General features: G+C 62.4%; 18 protein-coding genes. 9 read left to right on the top strand and 9 right to left on the bottom strand.

Annotated elements, in window-relative coordinates:
- Positions 1 to 116: 116 nt before the first annotated feature.
- From NKI21_RS19075 to NKI21_RS19050, 6 genes are read right to left on the bottom strand one after another with little or no spacing between them, the layout of a single operon-like run.
- Positions 117 to 1,142, bottom strand: a complete 1,026-nt coding sequence (locus NKI21_RS19075; RefSeq protein WP_023809519.1) for a proline racemase family protein — start codon at positions 1,140 to 1,142, stop codon at positions 117 to 119.
- A 42-nt stretch (positions 1,143 to 1,184) separates the two neighbouring features.
- A complete protein-coding gene (locus NKI21_RS19070; protein ID WP_023809518.1) occupies positions 1,185 to 2,216 on the bottom strand; it encodes an Ldh family oxidoreductase in 1,032 nt (343 codons plus the stop codon).
- Between the two features lie 38 nt (positions 2,217 to 2,254).
- Entirely contained in the window at positions 2,255 to 3,418 is a 1,164-nt protein-coding gene (locus NKI21_RS19065; RefSeq protein WP_023809517.1) for an epoxide hydrolase family protein, read from the bottom strand.
- The gene (locus NKI21_RS19060) at positions 3,415 to 4,395 is read right to left on the bottom strand and encodes a 5-oxoprolinase subunit C family protein (protein ID WP_352866762.1); all 981 of its coding nucleotides are present in this window, start codon (positions 4,393 to 4,395) and stop codon (positions 3,415 to 3,417) included. The genes NKI21_RS19065 and NKI21_RS19060 overlap by 4 nt, the downstream gene beginning before the upstream one ends.
- Positions 4,392 to 5,054: a 5-oxoprolinase subunit PxpB gene (gene pxpB, locus NKI21_RS19055; protein ID WP_352441939.1), complete on the bottom strand. Its 663-nt coding sequence runs from the start codon at positions 5,052 to 5,054 to the stop codon at positions 4,392 to 4,394. The genes NKI21_RS19060 and pxpB overlap by 4 nt, the downstream gene beginning before the upstream one ends.
- 6 nt (positions 5,055 to 5,060) lie before the next feature.
- Positions 5,061 to 5,837 carry an SDR family NAD(P)-dependent oxidoreductase gene (locus NKI21_RS19050; protein WP_023809514.1) on the bottom strand — a complete coding sequence of 259 codons (777 nt, stop codon included), beginning with the start codon at positions 5,835 to 5,837 and terminating at the stop codon, positions 5,061 to 5,063.
- A 238-nt stretch (positions 5,838 to 6,075) separates the two neighbouring features.
- Between NKI21_RS19050 and NKI21_RS19045 the strand changes: the two genes are divergently transcribed.
- The 6 genes from NKI21_RS19045 (at position 6,076) to NKI21_RS19020 (ending at position 11,461) form a co-directional block, all read left to right on the top strand.
- The gene (locus tag NKI21_RS19045) at positions 6,076 to 6,711 is read left to right on the top strand and encodes an RraA family protein (protein ID WP_023809512.1); all 636 of its coding nucleotides are present in this window, start codon (positions 6,076 to 6,078) and stop codon (positions 6,709 to 6,711) included.
- 147 nt (positions 6,712 to 6,858) lie between these two features.
- Entirely contained in the window at positions 6,859 to 7,977 is a 1,119-nt protein-coding gene (locus NKI21_RS19040) for a branched-chain amino acid ABC transporter substrate-binding protein (protein ID WP_245273099.1), read from the top strand.
- Positions 7,978 to 8,095: 118 nt separating this feature from the next.
- Positions 8,096 to 9,007: a branched-chain amino acid ABC transporter permease gene (locus tag NKI21_RS19035; RefSeq protein WP_023809510.1), complete on the top strand. Its 912-nt coding sequence runs from the start codon at positions 8,096 to 8,098 to the stop codon at positions 9,005 to 9,007.
- Positions 9,007 to 9,966, top strand: a complete 960-nt coding sequence (locus tag NKI21_RS19030; RefSeq protein WP_245486165.1) for a branched-chain amino acid ABC transporter permease — start codon at positions 9,007 to 9,009, stop codon at positions 9,964 to 9,966. Before NKI21_RS19035 ends, NKI21_RS19030 begins: the two co-directional genes overlap by 1 nt.
- Positions 9,967 to 9,968: 2 nt before the next feature.
- Positions 9,969 to 10,733 (top strand): ABC transporter ATP-binding protein, encoded by a 765-nt coding sequence (locus NKI21_RS19025; protein ID WP_128303873.1) that lies wholly within the window; start codon positions 9,969 to 9,971, stop codon positions 10,731 to 10,733.
- A complete protein-coding gene (locus NKI21_RS19020; protein WP_023809507.1) occupies positions 10,733 to 11,461 on the top strand; it encodes an ABC transporter ATP-binding protein in 729 nt (242 codons plus the stop codon). The genes NKI21_RS19025 and NKI21_RS19020 overlap by 1 nt, the downstream gene beginning before the upstream one ends.
- A gap of 233 nt (positions 11,462 to 11,694) precedes the next feature.
- Here the strand turns inward: NKI21_RS19020 and NKI21_RS19015 are convergent, their stop codons facing one another.
- Entirely contained in the window at positions 11,695 to 12,015 is a 321-nt protein-coding gene (locus NKI21_RS19015) for a hypothetical protein (RefSeq protein ID WP_352441940.1), read from the bottom strand.
- Positions 12,016 to 12,078: 63 nt separating this feature from the next.
- On the opposite strand from NKI21_RS19015, the gene NKI21_RS19010 reads away from it, so the two are divergent.
- The 3 genes from NKI21_RS19010 to NKI21_RS19000 all read left to right on the top strand — a co-directional run bounded on the left by NKI21_RS19010 (position 12,079) and on the right by NKI21_RS19000 (position 13,642).
- Positions 12,079 to 12,282: a CsbD family protein gene (locus NKI21_RS19010; RefSeq protein WP_023809505.1), complete on the top strand. Its 204-nt coding sequence runs from the start codon at positions 12,079 to 12,081 to the stop codon at positions 12,280 to 12,282.
- Between the two features lie 541 nt (positions 12,283 to 12,823).
- Positions 12,824 to 13,129 carry a hypothetical protein gene (locus NKI21_RS19005; RefSeq protein ID WP_128303874.1) on the top strand — a complete coding sequence of 102 codons (306 nt, stop codon included), beginning with the start codon at positions 12,824 to 12,826 and terminating at the stop codon, positions 13,127 to 13,129.
- Between the two features lie 111 nt (positions 13,130 to 13,240).
- A complete protein-coding gene (locus tag NKI21_RS19000) occupies positions 13,241 to 13,642 on the top strand; it encodes a c-type cytochrome (protein WP_352631297.1) in 402 nt (133 codons plus the stop codon).
- Here the strand turns inward: NKI21_RS19000 and NKI21_RS18995 are convergent.
- Together NKI21_RS18995 and NKI21_RS18990 are read right to left on the bottom strand one after the other, a co-directional pair.
- Entirely contained in the window at positions 13,614 to 14,102 is a 489-nt protein-coding gene (locus NKI21_RS18995; protein WP_352441941.1) for a c-type cytochrome, read from the bottom strand. The two genes, NKI21_RS19000 and NKI21_RS18995, sit on opposite strands and share 29 nt — an antisense overlap.
- The gene (locus NKI21_RS18990; protein WP_352441942.1) at positions 14,099 to 14,857 is read right to left on the bottom strand and encodes a c-type cytochrome; all 759 of its coding nucleotides are present in this window, start codon (positions 14,855 to 14,857) and stop codon (positions 14,099 to 14,101) included. Before NKI21_RS18990 ends, NKI21_RS18995 begins: the two co-directional genes overlap by 4 nt.
- Positions 14,858 to 15,045: the final 188 nt, after the last annotated feature.

Raw genomic sequence — 15,045 nt, 5'->3', positions numbered from 1 at the left:
AACAAACATTACCCCGCGCGCGGCCCCGGCTTGTTTATAAACCCCCCGCGCGGGTGGCCCCCCCCCCCCCCCCCCGGGTTCCCGGGGGGGGCCCCCCGCCCCCCCCCGCGTCCGTTTCAGAACCAGACGTCGCTGAGGCGATGCCCTCGTGGATAAGGGTCTGTCGGGTCGAGGCCGTACTGGCCAATGCTGGTAATCCAGGCCTGCCCGGCAATGGTGACCACGACAGCGTCGCGATCGCCGACGCGCGCATTGGCGATCACCCGGGAATCGAAATGGGTCCCGATGATCGACTTGTTGCGGAACAGCTCTCCCTTGGCGATCTGCCCCTTTGCCGACATCACCGCCAGCCGCCCGGTGGTGCCGGTGCCCGTAGGCGAGCGGTCGAGCCTGCCATGCAGACACACCGTGCCGTTGACGCTTTCCACGCGACCGTCGACGCGCTTGATCGGGCCTTCGAAAATCACGTTGGACACGTCGCGGATCTTAGCGTTCTCCGGATGCACGACAACGAGCTGTTCGTTGGCCGCCTTCTTGATACGTTGGCCCATCAGCGACATCTGGTGTGCCTCGTCGGGTGTTATGGAAAAGCCCAGTGCGCGCGCGTTCACATGGGCGAAAGTCATGCCGCCATAGGAGGTGTCGACGGTGATCGTGCCGAGCCCCTCGACTTCGACAGGTGTGTCGAGGTGGAACGCGAAAGCCGGCACATTGGTGAACTCCACCTGCTTCACCTTGCCGTTCTCGCAGAGGCAGCGCACCTCGATCATGCCGGCCGGCGCCTCCATGCGCAGCCGCGTCTCGGGTTCCTTCATCGGCACCATGCCCGTTTCCAGCGCCACGGTGGCGACGCAGATGGTGTTGGAGCCCGACATGGGCGGGTATTCGGTGCTTTCAATTATGACGTAACCGAGATCCGCCGAGGGATCGCAAGGCGGCAGGATGATGTTGCCGTTGACGTAGGGCGCACCGCGCGGCTCGAACAAGAGCAGCCCACGAATGTCGTCCATATGCGCTTCGAGATACTCCTTCTTTTCGAACATGGTCTTGCCCGGAACGTCCTTGACGCCTCCGGTGATCACATTGCCGACTTCGCCCTCGGCATGGCAGCCGACGACCGTGAATGTTTTCGTCCAGCGCATTTTTCTCCTCCAGTGATTGATCTTGGCCCTGGCGATACCGATTCAGACCGTGTCGAGCCCCCGTTCGAGAAAACGATCGAGTTGTTCCATTTCCTGGTGCGAGAGGACGATACCGTCGCGCTCCGACGTCTCGCGGGCTAGGAACCGCCTTTGCGAGGGTAGGCGCGCACCTTGGCCCAAGATCGCCTCGAACAGCGCTTCAGCACGGCCCAGCGGATTGCCGGGCCGGCCGGCGGCGAAGGCTTTCGGCGAGAAAGCGATGACCAACTCTCCGTGCGACGGATAAAGCGTCGTGGTGCCAAGCAGCTCGAGCGCCCCGGGGCTGGTCAGGTCGCCGATCATGATCCCGGCGAGCAGTTCGATCATCGTCGCGATGGCGGAGCCTTTGTGCCCGCCGAAGGGAAGCATGGCGCCCGCCAGGGCAGCTTCGGGATCGGTCGTTGGCCTGCCGTCCGAATCCATGGCCCAGCCTTCCGGCAGCTTCTTGCCTGCCCGGCGGTGGAGCTCGATCTCGCCGCGCGCGGCAACCGAGGTCGCGAAGTCGAAAACGTAGGGAGGCTGCTCTTTACGCGGCCAGCCAAAGGCAAAAGGATTGGTGCCCAGCAACGGTCCGTTGCCACCGGTCGGAGCGACGGTGGCATAGCTCGGGCACATGGCCAGGCCGGCAAGGCCTGCCTGGGTCAAGGCTTCGACTTCCACCCAAAGGGCGGAAAAATGCACGGCATCGTTGATCGCTAGCGCGGCGATGCCGCAGGAGCGTGCCCGCTCGACCAGCACCGGCAGGCCCAGTTCGAAGGCCGGGTTGGCGAAGCCGTGCTTCGCATCCACTTTCACAATGGCGGGAGCGTCTTGCGGCAACAGTTCGGGCACCGCGTCTGGGTTTACCTTCCCTGCCTTGATCGTTCGCAGCGCGCCTTCGATCCGGTAGATACCATGCGATTTGCAGGCATCGCGCTCCGCCGCGACGATGACCCGTGTGATGGCGCTGGCCTGGATGGGGTTCAGTCCGGCCTTGCGGAAAATTGCATCGACGCGCTTATGCAAGGCATCGATGGTGAGGGCGGTATTGTTCATTTCTGGCCTTCGGGTTTGGCTGCGCGCAAACGCTGCCTTTAAAAATCCAGACCGCCGGCAAAGGCTCTTATATTCTGTGCAAGCAAAGCGGGCTGCTCGAGGGCTGCGAAATGACCACCGCGCGGCATCGCTGTCCACTGGCGGATGTCCTTGAAGACGCGCTCGACCCAACTCCTGGGCGGCATCGGCAGCTCTTTGGGGAACAAAGCCACTGCAAGCGGGACGTTGATCGCTGTGCCGGACGCGAATGCAAGCGGACGGGCGCGCGTTTCCCAATAGAGTCGCATCGACGAAGCGACGGTCCGGGTGAACCAGTAAAGCGAGATGTTGGCGAGCATGTCGTCGCGCGAAAATGCGGCGTTGGGCAGATCGCCATCGCAATCGCTCCAGTCGCGGAACTTCTCGATCATCCACGCTGCCAGTCCGACCGGCGAATCCGTCAGCCCATAGGCAAGCGTTTGCGGGCGCGTCGCTTGAATATGAGCATAGGCGCCATGAATATCCGCCCATTCGGCTTTCCGTTCCAGGAAGGCGCGTTCTTCCAAGCTTAGGTCGCCATCCGGGCCTGGATCGTGAGGAGGTGAGTATGAGCCGGGGATGAAGTTCAGATGCACCCCGGCGAGACTGTCTGGATGCGCGTGCGCCAGGCAGGTCGACACGCCGGCGCCCAGATCGCCACCTTGCGCGAGATATCGTTTGTAGCCGAGACGGCTCATCAACTCGGCCCAAAGGTCGGCGACGGTGAACAGGTTGAGACCAGGCCTGGTCGGTCGGCTTGAAAAGCCATAGCCGGGAATCGAGGGGACCACGACGTTGAAGGCGTCCTCCTGTCTTCCGCCATGCGAAAGCGGGTCGGTCAGAAGCGGGATCAACTCATGAAATTCGAAGACGCTGCCTGGCCAGCCATGGGTGAGTATGACCGTTCTGCCGGTTGCGACAGCGGCGCGCGCATGGATGAAATGGAGGGTTTCGCCGCCGATATCCGTCTGGTAGTGCGGATGGATGTTCCAGGCGGCTTCCTGCTTGCGCCAATCGAAGCCAGTGCGCCAGTGTTGCATTAGTCGGCGCAGTTGCTCGTGCTCCGTTCCCTGCGTCCAGCCTATTGCCTGCAACTGGTCCGGCTCGCGCCAGATCGAGATGCGCTTCTTCAAATCGTCGATTTCAGACTGGGCAATCTCGATGGTGAAGGGGCGAATTTTCATGGAGCCCTCTGCTCGCCGGCCATAAGGTTTCGGGCGGCGATAAAGTCGTGACTTTGCTGCCGGTTCGCGCGAAGCGCTTCTGTCGACGCTTCGATCGAGACCGGCAAGAAACGTAGGCGAGCGCCGACCGGCGCTTGCGCCAGCCGCCAGAAATCGGCTTCGATCACCGTGGCGATCTTCGGATAGCCGCCGCAGGTGTTGGCATCGGCAAGTTGGATGATCGGCTGGCCGGACGGCGGCACTTGAACAGTTCCCGGCACGATGCCGTGGGACAGCAATTCCAGCGGCGAGAGGAGGGAAAGCGTCGCCCCGGCAAGGCGATATCCCATACGGTTGGCGTCGTTGGTGATGCTCCATTCGCTGCCGGTGAAAGCCGCCTGGGCCTCCGGCCTGAAGGCGTCGAACTCGGCGGCCGGCAAAACCCGCAATTCGATTGCCGAGGCCAAGCCGTCCGCCGCGCCTCGCCGCTCTTCCAGCGCTGCGCCGATGCCGCCCGCGGGAAGGCGGCATTGCGCAGGGTTGAGCGCAAGCCGGTCACCGCGGGACAGACCGCGTCCGGCGAAACCGCCGAAACCGCCTTTCACATCCGTCGCGCGCGACCCCATGACGGACGGCAGATCGAGCCCGCCGGCAAAGGCGATGTAGGAACGAGCACCGATGCGCGGGGTTTCGAGGACTAGGGTCTCGCCGGCGCGGATCGTCATGGCCCACCAGGGTGGACAGGGCCGATCGCCGACGCTGACGGCGCAATCCGCGCCGGTGATGGCGACGGCGGTGTCGATATGCACGCCCAGCCGGAACGGATGAAGCGCGACCTCGATCCCGGCAGCCGAGGGGTCATTGCCCAGCATGAGATTGGCGATCGCCAGCGCCTGCCTGTCCATGGCGCCGCCATGGCTGACCCCCAGCGCCAGATGACCGGGCCGGCCGAGATCCTGGACCGTGTTCGGCAAGCCGGTGGTGAGGATCTCGATCATGCCTCGATCTCTGCGATTGCGAATCGGATTTTGTCTCCGGGCCTGAGCAGCACGGGCAATTCCGCTTCGGCCTTGAACAGCTTCACGTCGGTATGGCCGATTATGTGCCATCCGGAAGGCGCAGTCATCGGCATGATACCCGCCTGCGCGCCACCAATGATGACGGCGCCCTCAGTGACTTTGAGGCGAGGCGTGCTGCGCCTTGCCCAGGCAAGCAGCGGGTCGAGACCGGACAGATAGGGAAAGCCCGGCATGGCGCCGATGGCGGCGACGGTGTAGGTGGCCGCCGCGTGGCGGCTGACGGTCTCGTCGACAGACATGCCGCAATGTGCGGCCCAGCCGGCGAGATCCTCGCCGCGCGCGCCGCCATAACTGACGGGAATGGTATGATGCGTGCCGGTCACCGCGTGGGCATCGGTGCAAGCCCAGAGCGACATCAGCTGACCCGTGACGCTGTGGGCGTCCGTAGCGAGTGGGTCAAACACCACCAGCAGGTTGTTCATGCCGGGAACGGCCTCGCGCACCCCCTCTAGGCGCAGCGCGGCATTCGCCACCGCCCAGACCAGTTCCTGGGTGGCATCGCTGAAAGCCCCCTGCACGCCATCGAGCAGCAGCGCGCCCGATCCCGCAAGACTGATGTGAGGCGTACCGACAACCATGGGCGGTCAGTCCTTCACCGGCACCGTATAGTTCAGGATCAGGCGACCGCCATCCGGATAGATGGTCTGGCCGACGATGTAGGAAGCGTCGTCGCTGGCCAGGAAGGATGCGACGCTGGCGATCTCCGAAGGTTCGCCACAGCGGCCGCTCGGCGTGCGCGACAGGATGGTCTGGCGCTGCGCTTCGCTGGCCATGACCGAACTCTTGACCATGTCGGTCAGGATGGTGCCGGGGCCGATGGCGTTGACGCGGATGTTATGCGGGATCAATCCGACGGCCATCACCGCCGTCAATTGCTTGATGCCACCCTTGGACACGGCATAGGCGACGGAATTGGGAATGGCCAGGATGGCGTTGATCGACGACATGTTGATGATCGAGCCGCCGCGTCCCTGCGCGATCATGGCCCTTGCCGCGGCCTGCCCGAGAAGGAAGGGCGCCTTGAGATTGACGCGCTGAACCAGGTCGAAGGCTTCCTCGGGGAAGTCGACGAAATCGTCCAGATGGATGATGCCGGCATTGTTGATGAGGACGTCGACACCGCCGAATCGCTCTGTGGCCTTGGCAACAACATCGGCTGCCATTTCCTGCGTGCATTCGGAGAGATCCGCCGATAGCCAGGCGGCACGCTCACCAAGACGTTCGGCATGCTCGCGCCCGCGATCGGCCTGCACGTCGACAAGCACAACCTTGGCGCCATCGGCATGAAAGCGCTCGGCGCAGGCAAGGCCCAGGCCTTGTGCCGCCCCGGTAACGATCACGACTTTTCCTGCATGCTTCACAGCCAATTCCCTTTTTACAATCATGGCTTTTATGGATATGTTATCCAATCTATCTTGAACTTTGCCGCCATTGCAAGCCCGGACGGGTGGGCCTTTGCGGTCATGTTTGCCCGAGTGGCGGCGTTTATGGGCTGCTTTGGCTTTTTTCTGCCGACCATTGCAAGCCGGTTGACTCCACTGAATTAATTGTGATTGGATACTATATTCATAAAGGTGCCGACGACGGGGAGTGCAGACGATGGCGGATGGATCACAGGAAAGCGAACTGATCGACGCGTTCCGCGCTCTGGCGACGCCGTTGATCAGCGACAATCTCGCCCGTGTCCCCGGGGCTGTCGGGTTGCGGCCATTTCACCGGGTGGGCGGCGTCATGGCGGGGAGGGCGCTGACGGTCAGGACCCGCCCCGGCGACAACCAGTTCATCCATCGTGCGCTCGATCTGTTGCAGCCCGGAGACGTCATCGTCGTCGATGGCGGCGGGTATGAAGGACGCGCGCTGGTCGGCGAGATCATGACAAGTGTCGCGGCGTCGCGCGGCGCCGCAGGCATTGTCATCGACGGCGCCATTCGCGATGCCGGTGCCATCGGCCGCAATCCGTTTCCATGCTTCGCACGGTCGGCCATCCATCTCGGACCTTACAAGGATGGTCCGGGAGCCATAAATGTTCCCGTCTGCATAGGCGGCATGGTCGTCGGTCCCGGCGACATCGTCGTGGGTGACGAGGATGGCGTCGTGGCATTTCCAATCGAAGATGCCGCGGCTTTGCTGGCCGCCGTCAGGGCGCAAGAAGCGCGTGAGGCCGAGATCATGCAGAGCATCCGGGAGAACCGCTACCAGGGAGCCTATGCCCGGGCTGCCGGCGGCAGTCACTGATCGGCGGATCAGAGCCTGCGGGTGACAAATCGCGTGGCCGGCTAGCGATCTTGCTCAACATAACCGCTCCGCAGCTAACCGAGGGGCGAAACAATGCATTTCGGGCACGCCGCCTGGATGCGCCAACAGGGGAAATGGAGAGAATTAATGGTTGTTTCCTTCAAGAGGCTTGCCAAGAGGCTTGCTTGTGCCACCGCCCTTGCCGGGCTGGCTATGACCACGATGGCCGCGGCTGCCGACATCAAGATCGGCATTGTGGCCCCCATGACTGGCCAACTGGCCAGTGAGGGGCAGGATATGGAGAACGCCGTGAAGATGGCGATCGATGCCGTCAACGCCAAAGGCGGCGTCAACGGCGACAAGATCATCACCACTACCGCCGACGACGCCTGCGATCCGCAGCAGGCGGTGACCGCAGGCAGCAAGCTTGTCTCGGAAGGCGTGACCGCCATCGTCGGCGGCTACTGCTCGGGCGCCGTCTTGCCGACATTGAAGATCTATGGTGACGCCGGCATTCCATTCGTCATCATCGGAGCGAACTCGACCAAGCTGGTCGCCGCCAATCAGGGCAATGCCTTCCTAGCCAATTCAACCGGTGACATGCAGGCGACGACAGCCGTCGAGCTCTTCAAGAAGAACGGCTACAAGAAGATCGCGGTCGTGGACGAAGGCGATGCCTATTCGTCCGACTTGGCCAAGCTGACCGCCGAAGCCTTCAAGAGCGCAGGCGGCGAAATTGCCGCCAAGGAGACCACCACGGCCGGCGAGCAGGACTATTCGGCGGTCGTCACCAAGATCAAATCGAGCGGCGCCGACGCTGTCTTCTGGACCGCATATCATGCCGGTGGCGCCCTGCTCACCAAGCAGCTCCGGCAGGCCGGGTTCCAGGGCGGCATTGTGCTGGGCGACGGCAACAATTCACCGGAATATCTGGAGATCGCCGGGTCGGCCGGTGAGGGCGTGTACCTGTTGTCTCCCCCGACTGTCGACCTCTTGTCCGGCGCCGCCGACTTCAAGGCCAAGTACAAGGAAACCTATGGCCGCGACGCCGGCGCCTATGCGGCGCTCTCCCACGATGTGGGCGACCTGATCGTCGATGCGATCACGCGGGCCAAGTCGGCGGATCAGAAAGCGATCATCGAGGCGCTCAAGGCGAGCGACTTCAAGGGCCTTGCTGGTGAAATCAAGTTCACCGACAAGAACACGCTCCAGACCTCGAATTTCCGCCCGGTGATCGCCAAGGGCGGCAAGTGGGTAGCCGAATAAAGGCCAACCGGATTGACGCCGAGGCAGGCCTTGTGGCGGCCTCGGCGTCACCGCCGATTGTCTGGTGTGCCGACGCTGCGCTCAGACAAGACTTTTTCAATTCTGCCCTGGAGCATCAATGACGCTCGACCTGCTTATTCAGCAACTGGTGAACGGTCTTATCGTCGGCTCGTTCTATGCCCTGATCGCGCTTGGCTACAGCATGGTCTTCGGCGTCATCAAGCTCCTGAATTTCGCCCATGGCGACATCTACATGAACGGCGCCTTCGTCGGCCTCATCGTGTTCTCCTTCGTCGGCATATGGGTCGGCAATGGCTGGCTGGGCGTGGTCTGCGCCCTGCTTGTGTCGATGCTGGCTGTCGGCTTGCTCGGCGTCATCATCGAACGCTTCGCCTACAGGCCGATGCGCAATGCGCCGCGCCTCTCCATCCTCATCACGGCGCTCGGCGCGTCGATGGTGCTGAACGGCACGGCACTCGCCCTGACAGGCGGGCGGCATTACGCCTTCAACACGGACCTCGGTTTTGCCGGCGTGGATATTTCCACCGTTCACATCACCTACACGCAGATGGTGCTGGTGGCCGCCTCCATCGCTCTTATGGCCGGCATGCAGGCCTTTGTCTCACGCACCATGTACGGCAAGGCGATGCGCGCCGTGTCCATCGACATGGGGGCGAGCCGCCTGATGGGCATCGATGTCGACCGGGTGATCGCCTTGACCTTCTTCATGGGCTCGGCGCTCGCTGCCGGCGGCGGGGTCATGGCCGGCGCCTATTATGGCAGTGTCCATTTCTTCATGGGCTTCATCATGGGGCTCAAGGCCTTCACCGCCGCGGTCATAGGTGGGATCGGCAGCGTGCCGGGCGCCATGCTCGGCGGATTGCTGCTCGGCCTGCTCGAAGCTTTCGGTTCGTCCTTGCCCTTCGTCGGCTCGGAGTGGCGTGACGTCTTCGTGTTCGGGACCCTGATCCTGTTCCTTGTGTTCAAGCCGACCGGCCTTCTTGGACGCTCTGTCGTGGAGCGGGTGTGATGACCGACGAAGTGAGAACCATGCCGACCGCCGGGCAACCGCAATTGATGCGCTGGTCCGTCGTGCTGCCCGGCCTGGCGGCGCTCACCTGCGCGCTGGTGTTGCCGCAATTCGCCAACGCCTATGTGACGGAGGTGGCAACCACGGCGCTGCTCTATGTCGTTCTGTGCCTCGGCCTCAACGTTGTCGTCGGCTATGCAGGCCTGCTCGATCTCGGCTACGCCGCCTTCTTCGCGGTCGGCGCCTACACATCAGGCATCCTGACCGCGGAATTCGGGTTCAATTTCTGGCTTACCATCCCGGTCGCCATGGTCGCCGCCTGCGTGGCCGGCATCATCATCGGGGCTCCGACATTGAGATTGCGCAGCGACTATCTGGCGATCGTGACGCTGGGCTTCGGCGAAATCGTGCGCATCATCGCCCGCAACCTCGACATCACCGGTGGCGCGAGCGGACTCATCGGCATCGAGCGCCCGGAGATATTCGGCTTCAGGCTGATGCAGGTGCAGCACTTCTACTATGCGTTCCTGGTGCTTGCGCTTCTCACCGCCTTCGTCTGTCTGAGCGTCGAGCGATCGCGAATGGGACGAGCCTGGTTCTACGTTCGCTACGATGAGGACGCCGCCGCTGGCATCGGCATCAACCGTGTCACGGCCAAGCTGCAAGCCTATATGATGGGCGCTGTGATCGCTTCCGTGGCCGGATGCTTCTACGCAGCCAAGATGACGGCCATCTCGCCGGAGAGTTTCACCTTCAACCAATCGCTGCTCATCCTTCTCGGCGTCGTCCTGGGCGGCATGGGCCGCATTCCCGGCGTCGTCCTTGGTGCTGTTCTCGTGGCCCTGCTTCCGGAGGTGCTGCGCGGCGCGGGAACCTATCGTCCCCTGGTGACCGCGGTTGCGCTGCTGGCAATCATGCTCTTCAGGCCGAACGGGCTGTGGCCGGACAAGCGAGTTTGACCATGGCGCTGCTGGAAGTCCGCGACCTGCGTCTCAGTTTCGGAGGACTGAAAGTCCTTCACGACATTTCGTTCTCGGTTGAGAAAGGCGCCATCAACAGTCTTATCGGGCCGAACGGGGCCGGCAAGACATCACTCTTCAATTGCCTGACCGGCTTCTACAAGCCGAAGGGCGGCTCGATCAGTCTGGGCGGCCGGCCAATCACCGGCTTGCCGCCGCATCGCATCACCGCGCTCGGCCTCGCCCGCACGTTCCAGAACATCCGGCTGTTCCAGGAAATGACCGTTCTGGAAAACGCCATGTCCGGCCAGCATTGCCGCAGCCGCCACGGCATCATGTCGGCGATCCTGCACTTGCCGGCACAGCGGCGCGAGGAGGAGACGATCCGCGCGGCTGGCATGCGCTGGCTCGATTTTGTCGGCATCGAGCAGCATGCGCATCGCCGTGCCGGTGGTCTTTCCTATGGCGATCAACGGCGGCTCGAACTCGCAAGAGCCCTGGCGTCGGCGCCCGAACTCATCCTGCTGGACGAGCCCGCCGCCGGCCTGAACGAGCGCGAGAAGCTGGACCTTGTTCACCTGATCCGCCGCATCCGTGACGAAACCGGTGTCACCGTCCTGCTGATCGAGCACGATATGGGCCTGGTCATGCAGGTGTCGGAGAAGATCGTGGTGTTCGACTATGGGCAGAAGATCGCCGACGGACCGCCGGAGGCCGTGCGAAAAGACCCCAGGGTCATCGAAGCCTATCTCGGTACGGAGGACTGATGGACGCCGAAATCGTTCTTTCCGCGGACCGCATCGTCGCACGCTATGACGGCATCGAAGCCCTTCATGGTGTCAGCCTTTCGGTCAAGCGCGGCCAGATCGTCGCCCTGCTTGGCGCGAATGGTGCGGGCAAGAGCACCACCCTGCGCACGCTGTCCGGCCTTGTTGCCGCATCCTCCGGATGTGTCCGCTTCCTGGGCGAGGACATAACCAAAGTCCCTGCCCATCGCCTGCCGCATCGCGGGCTCGTCCACGTCCCGGAGGGAAGGCGTATTTTCGGCGACATGACGATCAGGGAGAACCTCGACCTGGGCTCGTTCACGCTTGCCGACGACGTCGAGCGCCGGCGGCGGCTGGATCATGTTTTTGAGCTCTTCCCCATCCTGGCGCGCAGACAGAATGGCGATGCAAGGAACCTCTCGGGAGGCGAGCAGCAGATGCTGGCGATCGGCAGAGCCCTCATGGCCGCGCCCAAGGTGCTGTTGCTCGATGAGCCTTCCATGGGTCTGGCGCCGCAACTGATCAAGGAGGTCATGAACATCGTGCAGCGCCTCAATCGTGAAGGCGTGACCATTCTGCTTGTGGAGCAGAATAGCAAAGTCGCCTTAAAATTCGCCGACTACGGCTACGTTCTCAAGGCCGGGCGCGTTGTTCTTGAGGGACCAGGCAGCGATCTCGCGAGCAATGAAGCGGTTATCAGCGCCTATTTAGGTGGCGTCGCTGCTTAGCTGGCAAAGCTGCCAACGCCCGGATTTTACAGAATGAGGCCGCCGCTCCAGTCCATGATTTGCCCGCCTTGCAGGAGTGGGATCAGCCACAACGAGTTGATTCTGTAGAAAACGTTGACCTTCCGGGCCTACCATCCAGTCTGTGTCCGACCCGGGGACATAGCTGACAAAACTTCGAGGGATGCACGGCAACCAGCGGATTGCCGCAACCGCGACGGCGGTCCCATAATGGCTCAGGAGTGATTGTTCATCCGCTCGAACAAAGCTTCGCCCATCCGGCGCGTATCGGCCAAAATACCGACAAGCACCTCGTCCTTGTCCGCTTCGAATTGCGCAAGCGCCCCGGTGGCGAATTCGCCCGGACTGACCATCATACGGTTGGCTGTTCCTCCGCTGCGGGTGCTGCCAACGAGACCGGTATCGACAATTGGCGGAGCCATCTCCACCACCCGAATTCCGCTCGACCTCAATTGATGACGCAGACTGAGCGTAAAGGAATGGATCGCGGCCTGTGAGAGCAAGACAAGCGCCTTGCTGTCGAGTTCCAGGAACATCCGTCGTTGATTTGCGTTTGCTCTCCGAGGTTAGACGTTTTCAAACCGAAGGAGAACGGTGTCATGGACTGGAACCGCGTGGAAGGAAACTGGAAACAGGTGAAAGGCAAGGTCAAGGAGCAGTGGGGTAAACTCACGGATGATGACCTTGACCGCATCGCCGGCAAGCGCGATCAACTCGAAGGCAAGATCCAGGAGCGTTACGGCCTCGAAAAGGACCGTGTGCGGCGCGATATCGATGACTGGTACGGTCGGCAGGGCTGGTAGGCGTGTGAGCCCCGGCTGCGGCCAACTCCAAGACGCGGCCCGGGTGCCAATTCGGCAGGTCCGGGCCATGCAGGCGCCGAGCCTTATCGTCAGTTGAATTTTGCAGCAAGGATTTCGTACTGTGTCAGAAGATATCTCTCGCAAGCAAGAGCAACGGGGGACAAGAAGGATTGTCATGTGGGCGGTCGCAGTTATCGCTGTGATTTTCCTTGTTCTGCTTGCTACATTCGTGTTCGGCCCGTTGGTGTGATTTTCGTTGCGATGATTGAGCTGTTTCCTGCACGATCCAGGGATGATCGGGCGTTTGAGGGCGCTTGCAGCGGCCACCAGTGAGCGACGATGTGTTTGGCGAGGATATGCGGCTGGCGCTGCTTCCGCGGCCGGACGGCGCAACAAGCGGCGCTTATACCGACTGCCGTCGCGCGGCTAACAGTCTGCGTTAGCCTGAAACCGTTTCACAGGAATTTCGCTGAACACGATTTCGCCGGGAACTATCAGCAAAGGATTGGTTTGGTGGCGGTACACAACCAGGAGATCCACCATGATTGTCAAACTTCTCTCCACCGCTGTGCTCGCGCTCACATTGGCCACATCGGCAATGGCGCAGTCGAACGGTTCAAGCTCCAACAGCGGTTCGGGCACGACGCCCGGAACCACGAATGATGCCAATGGTACCGCCGGTTCCGGTTCCGGTACTTCGACAACCCCCGTTGACCCGAACGCAACAAATTCGACAACCACCCCGAACGGCATGAGCGACCGCTGCAAGGACGCCGCGGGCAATGATACCGACACAAACACCGCCTCCGGCACGACAACGTCGAATGTGCAGAACTGCAACAAATAGATTGGTGCCTCGGAGCGCTGCCGGACATTGCTCCTTTCCCTGGGGCTGCGATCGGGCCGCGTTTTGCGACTGCGATGGCATGCGCGGATGAGCCGACAACCCGTCAGGCTGATGCCATCCGCGCTGCCCTGGGTGGCAGGCGTATCCGCGGCAATCGTCATTATTCCGGTAGTTTGCGCCGTCAACTTGGTCCGCGGCGACAATCTCCGGGAAACCACCATTGCACAGGCCATCGGTGGCGACCCTGACCGGGCCGTCCCGGCAATGATCCGCCACGGCTGTGGCGGATGTCACGAAATCCCGGGGGTACCCGGCGCCCATGGCACCGTCGGTCCGTCCCTGCAAGGCGTCGTCGAAAGAGGATATATCGGGGCGTCGCGAGCCACCCCGGATGCGATGATGCGCTGGATCAGCAGGGCGCGGGATGTAGACCCGAAGGCGGCCATGCCCAATACAAATCTGTCGCTTCAAGAGGCGCGCGACATTACCGCCTATCTCTATGCGCGAACATGAGGCGCGCTGAAGTCGCCCCACGGCGCAGGCGTCTTGCCAGCAAAAGCAGCAGGCCAAGCATCAACACGGCGGCGCCCGCTACAAGTGATTGAGCCGCCAGAATCATGATTGTCTGGCTGGTTGTCGTTCCTGCTCGCATCTGGCGTACATCGGCCGCGGTGACGCTGAGGTCGGGATTTCCGAACCGCGCGGTGACGTAATTTGCAAGAGCTGCCACCTGGCCATCGTCCAGCCAGCCGCCGAAGGCCGCCATCGATTGACGCCCGGCCACGTCACCAGCTTTGACGCCTTCAAGGATGGTCATGACGACATCCTCGGGCGTGGCCGCGCCGGGGGTGCTGTTGCGGGTCAAGGACGGATAGTATCCGTCGGGCGATCCGCCTCCGTTCGCCCCATGGCACGTCGAACAGAGCGATCGATAGAGATCATCGCCGGTTGCGGTCCCGCTGCCTTGCGTCATCCCCTCGGTTCCAGCATCGCCGTCGGCCGCGGCGGCGGCCGCGTTACCCCATGAGAAACGCGGCTGCTTCTCGTCTCCCGGTTGGGTGGCACGTCCCTGAGATAGGCGACAATAGCCTGGATGTCGTCGTCGGAAAGATGCTGCAGGCTGTTCATGACCGTTTCCGCCATCGGCCCGCCCGCGTAGGCCTTCCCGGGCACGGCGCCGGTTTTGAGAAATCGAGACAGCTCTTCGTTGCTCCAGCCGCCGACGCCTGCGATCTTGTCGCTGGTGATGTTGAAGGCGTGCCAGATGCCGGCGGTGCCGCCGGCAAGCTTGTGGTCTTCATCCATGCCGAACGTCGCATTCCTTGGCGTGTGGCAGGCACCGCAGTGGCCGAGCACCTCGACAAGGTAGGCTCCCCTGTTCCATGCGGCGGTCCGGCTCCGATCAGGCGTGAAACTGCCGGTTTGGAGATTCGCGAGCTTCCACAGCGCAACCGTCCAGCGCTGGTTGAATGGAAAAGGCAGAATGTTTCGCGGCCGCGGCTGGGAAATCGGCGGCTGCGCAAGGATATAGGCCCGAATTGCAAGCACGTCCTCGCGGCTCATTGCGGCGAAGCTGTCATAGGGCATGGCGGGGTAGAGATCGGCTCCGTCGCGCCTGATACCTTTCTTGACGGCTCGCACGAACTCGTCCGCGGAATAGCGTCCGATGCCCGTTTCGAGATCTGGTGTGATGTTGGTCGAGTATACATCGCCGAACGGTGTCGGCACGCGATAGCCTCCAGCGAAGGGGCGGCTCGGATTGGACGTGTGGCAGCCGATGCAGTCGGCCGCTCGCGTGAGATATTCACCCCTCTGGATTTCGCTCGCCCGCAGCTCGGTGCAAAGCGCCAACGACGACAAGACGAGTACGACCGCCCGAGAAATGACGGGTGGGAATGGAATGCCCGTGGCAGGCC

The organism is Mesorhizobium sp. M0715 (assembly GCF_040320355.1).
GTDB lineage: Bacteria > Pseudomonadota > Alphaproteobacteria > Rhizobiales > Rhizobiaceae > Mesorhizobium.
The sequence above is the reverse complement of the archived record's forward strand: the minus strand, read 5'-3'. Positions and strand labels throughout refer to the sequence as shown.